This window comes from Nocardioides sp. CPCC 206348 (assembly GCF_048654705.1).
In the GTDB taxonomy this organism is placed as follows: Bacteria; Actinomycetota; Actinomycetes; order Propionibacteriales; family Nocardioidaceae; genus Nocardioides.
In genome coordinates, this window is the sequence record NZ_JBMCZA010000194.1 from 16,692 (window position 1) to 19,821 (window position 3,130).

A 3,130-nucleotide genomic window follows, 5' to 3' on the forward strand; every position below is an offset into this window, starting at 1 on the left:
GACGCTGGTGTCGAGCGCGACGATGCGGAGCCCGTCGACGTCGTACACACGGTCCTGAGGGGCGTCGCTGTCCCCGAGGTCGTGGTCGAACAGCTCCCGGGAGTAGGTCGCCCGTTCGTCGTGGTTGCCCATCACCCACACCACCTGGGCGCCGAGGGCCGCGGCCGCGGGCTCGACGATCCCGCGCAGCTTCGCGTACGCCGCCGGTTCGGCCTTGTCCGCGAGGTCACCCGTGAACACGAGGGCCTGGGGTGGCATGGGCAGCCGGGCGAGTCGCTCCAGCGCGCGCTCGAGGTGCGCGGCGGTGTCCACGACGCCGTACTGCAGCGACGTGGCGAGCAGGTGCGGGTCACTGAGGTGCGCGACGACATGGATCGGATCGGGGTACTGGCCGAGGGGCTCCACGGCACGAGAGTAGGCGTTCGCCGGAAGGGGTGGTGTCGGCGCGCGCGCCCCGTTAGCGTCGCGCTGTGACCAGCGACCAGAACCCGGCCATCGACGTCAACGCAGCACCGAGTGGACCCGGGTGCCAGGAGTGTTCGGCTGCCGGAGGCTGGTGGGTGCACCTGCGCCGGTGCGCGGCCTGCGGCCACGTCGGCTGCTGCGACTCGTCGCCGGAGCAGCACGCGACCGCGCACTTCGAGCAGACCGGTCATCAACTGGTCCAGACCTTCGAGCCGGGTGAGGACTGGTTCTGGGACTACGTCGTCGAGGACTACTACGACGGCCCGCCGCTCGCGGCACCGACCTCGCACCCCGAGGACCAGCCCGCGCCCGGCCCGCGCGGCGCCGTACCCACGAACTGGCGCGACCTCGTCCACTGATCGATCCGCCGGCCCGCTGACCCCGGGTCCGGCGAGCCACTGGCCGGATCGTGTCGCCCGCGCCAAGATGGCTGTCGTGCCGACGACGAACGAAGAAGCCCACCGGATCGCGCGCGAGAAGGGTGTGAGCGGTCCGCTCTACCTGGTGGTGAAGTACACCGCGGCGTTGATCCTGCGGATCGTGTGCGGGTTCACCGCGACGGGCAAGGAGAACGTCCCCAAGAAGGGGCCGGTCGTGATCGTGCCCAACCACAAGAGCTTCTGGGACCCGTTCTTCGTCGCCATCGTGCTGCGTCGGCCGGTGCACTTCATGGGCAAGGCCGAGCACTTCGAGGGTCCGCTGGCGGGCGTCTTCCTGCGCCTCGGGGCGTTCCCGGTCCGCCGTGGCTCCTCCGACGAGGAAGCCCTAGAGACCGCTCGCGCGATCCTCGCCCGCGGCGACGCGCTGGCGCTGTTCCCCGAGGGCACCCGCGTGCGCGAGGAGGGCTTGGGCGCACCGAAGCGTGGCGCCGCCCGGCTCGCGATCGAGGCCGGTGCTCCGCTGATCCCGACCACCATCACGGGCACGGATAAGCGGCGCTGGCCGTTGCCGCGCAAGGTGCGGATGGTCTTCGGGACGCCCGTCTCCGTCGAGGGACTGAAGGCCACGCCGGAGGACGCCGCCGCTGTGATCGGCGAGGCGTGGCCGCAGGTCGCCGAGGAGTACACGCGCTGGCAGAACCGTCCCGGCACGATCGCGGCCGGTGCCGCGGCGCTGGGTCTCGGTGCCTGGTTCCTGAAGAAGAAGCTCGACAAGTAGGGCAGGACCACGGTGTGTAGCAGGTTGCTACACTGACGGTGGAGGTGGTTGAGCATGTCGACGATGCCGACCCGGATTGACGGTGAATTGTTCGAGGCCGCCAAGGCGACTGGCGCGGTCATGAGCCGGAGCGCCGCCCAGCAGCTCAGCCACTGGGCCCGCCTCGGGCGCGAGCTCGAAGCATCCCACCAGATGAGTCATCGCGACATCGAGCGTGTGCTCGCAGGGGAGCAGTCGTACGACACCCTTGCCGACCCGGAGCAGGCGGTCGTACGGACCGCATGGGACGAACGAATCGATGCTGCGCGCAAGGGTCTCGACCTGGAGGGCGAGTTCAGGGCGGCCGGTGAGTCGTGGTCCGAGGTTGACGATGACGGTGTCGTCGTCATCCGCTCCACGCTGTGAGCACACCTGTCCTCCACCTGCTCGCGGGGCCGAACGGGGCAGGGAAGTCCACGCTTGCGGAGCGGGTACTGGTTCCCTCGACGGGGTTGCCGTTCATCAACGCGGACGTCATTGCAGCGCGTGAGTGGCCGGGGCAAGAGCTGGAGCACGCCTACCAAGCGTCGCGACTGGCGGCCGATGAGCGTGTGTCGATGCTGGCCGCGGGCGCCTCGTTCATCACCGAGACGGTGTTCAGCCATCCCAGCAAGGTCGGCCTGGTCCGGGCCGCGGTCGCTCATGGATATCTGGTCCATCTCCACGTGATCCTGGTTCCGGTCGACCTCAGCATTGCGCGGGTGGCCGAGCGAGTGCGAAGGGGTGGGCATGCCGTGCCTGAGGAGAAGATCCGGCAGCGGCACGCGCGGCTCTGGGAACTCGTTGTGAGCGCGAGCGAGGCAGCAGACCGCACCACGTTCTACGACAACTCGCGGATCGCTCGTCCCCTGCACGAAATCGCGCGTTTCGAGCGCGGGCGACTCGTGGGCCTGGCGGCGTGGCCGCGATGGACGCCTGAGGTCGTACTTGCTGCCGGTCGCTGAGCCCGGGTAGCTGTGTGTCAGCGGCGCGGGGTCGCGCGCTGCAAGGTCGCGACGATCACCGCGCGGGTCTCGGCCGGGTCGATCACGTCGTCGATCTCGAACATCCGGGCGGCGTTGAGCGCCTTGGCGTGGTCGCGGAGCTGGGCGGTGTGCTCGACCACGGCTGCTTCGCGCTCCTGCTCGGGCATGGCGGCGAGCTCGTGGGCCAGCGCCAGCCGGACGGCGCCCTCCAGCCCCATCGCCCCGAGGTGCGCGCCCGGCCACGCCACCGTGAGCAGCGGTCGGTGGGTGCTGCCGCCGAGCATGGCCTGCGCGCCGAGCCCGTAGCCGCGGCGCAGGACGACACCGACCAGCGGAACCGTCAGCACGGCACCGGCGGTCACCATCCGCGAGGCATGTCGGACCAGGCCCGTGCGCTCGGCCTCGGGGCCGACCATGAAGCCCGGGGTGTCGACCAGCGAGACCACCGGCAGCTCCCAGCGCTCGCACAGCTCCAGGAAGTCCGCGGCCTTCGCCGACGCGTC

General features: G+C 70.4%; 6 protein-coding genes. 4 read left to right on the forward strand and 2 right to left on the reverse strand.

Annotated elements, in window-relative coordinates; translation table 11 throughout:
- A partial coding sequence (locus ACOADB_RS17640; RefSeq protein ID WP_378601290.1) for a metallophosphoesterase occupies positions 1-405 on the reverse strand: 405 nt, incomplete at its 3' end.
- A 65-nt stretch (positions 406-470) separates the two neighbouring features.
- Here ACOADB_RS17640 and ACOADB_RS17645 point away from each other — a divergent pair.
- From ACOADB_RS17645 to ACOADB_RS17660, 4 genes are all read left to right on the forward strand, one after another.
- Positions 471-824 carry a UBP-type zinc finger domain-containing protein gene (locus tag ACOADB_RS17645; RefSeq protein WP_378601293.1) on the forward strand — a complete coding sequence of 118 codons (354 nt, stop codon included), beginning with the start codon at positions 471-473 and terminating at the stop codon, positions 822-824.
- A gap of 76 nt (positions 825-900) precedes the next feature.
- Positions 901-1,623, forward strand: coding sequence for a lysophospholipid acyltransferase family protein (locus tag ACOADB_RS17650; RefSeq protein ID WP_378601296.1), 723 nt, complete (start codon positions 901-903; stop codon positions 1,621-1,623).
- A gap of 63 nt (positions 1,624-1,686) precedes the next feature.
- Entirely contained in the window at positions 1,687-2,028 is a 342-nt protein-coding gene (locus ACOADB_RS17655; protein ID WP_378601298.1) for a TA system antitoxin ParD family protein, read from the forward strand.
- A complete protein-coding gene (locus tag ACOADB_RS17660) occupies positions 2,025-2,606 on the forward strand; it encodes an AAA family ATPase (protein ID WP_378601300.1) in 582 nt (193 codons plus the stop codon). The genes ACOADB_RS17655 and ACOADB_RS17660 overlap by 4 nt, the downstream gene beginning before the upstream one ends.
- Before the next feature lie 17 nt (positions 2,607-2,623).
- Here ACOADB_RS17660 and ACOADB_RS17665 read toward each other — a convergent pair.
- Positions 2,624-3,130: carboxyl transferase domain-containing protein (locus ACOADB_RS17665; protein WP_378601302.1), on the reverse strand; the 507-nt coding region annotated here is incomplete at its 5' end.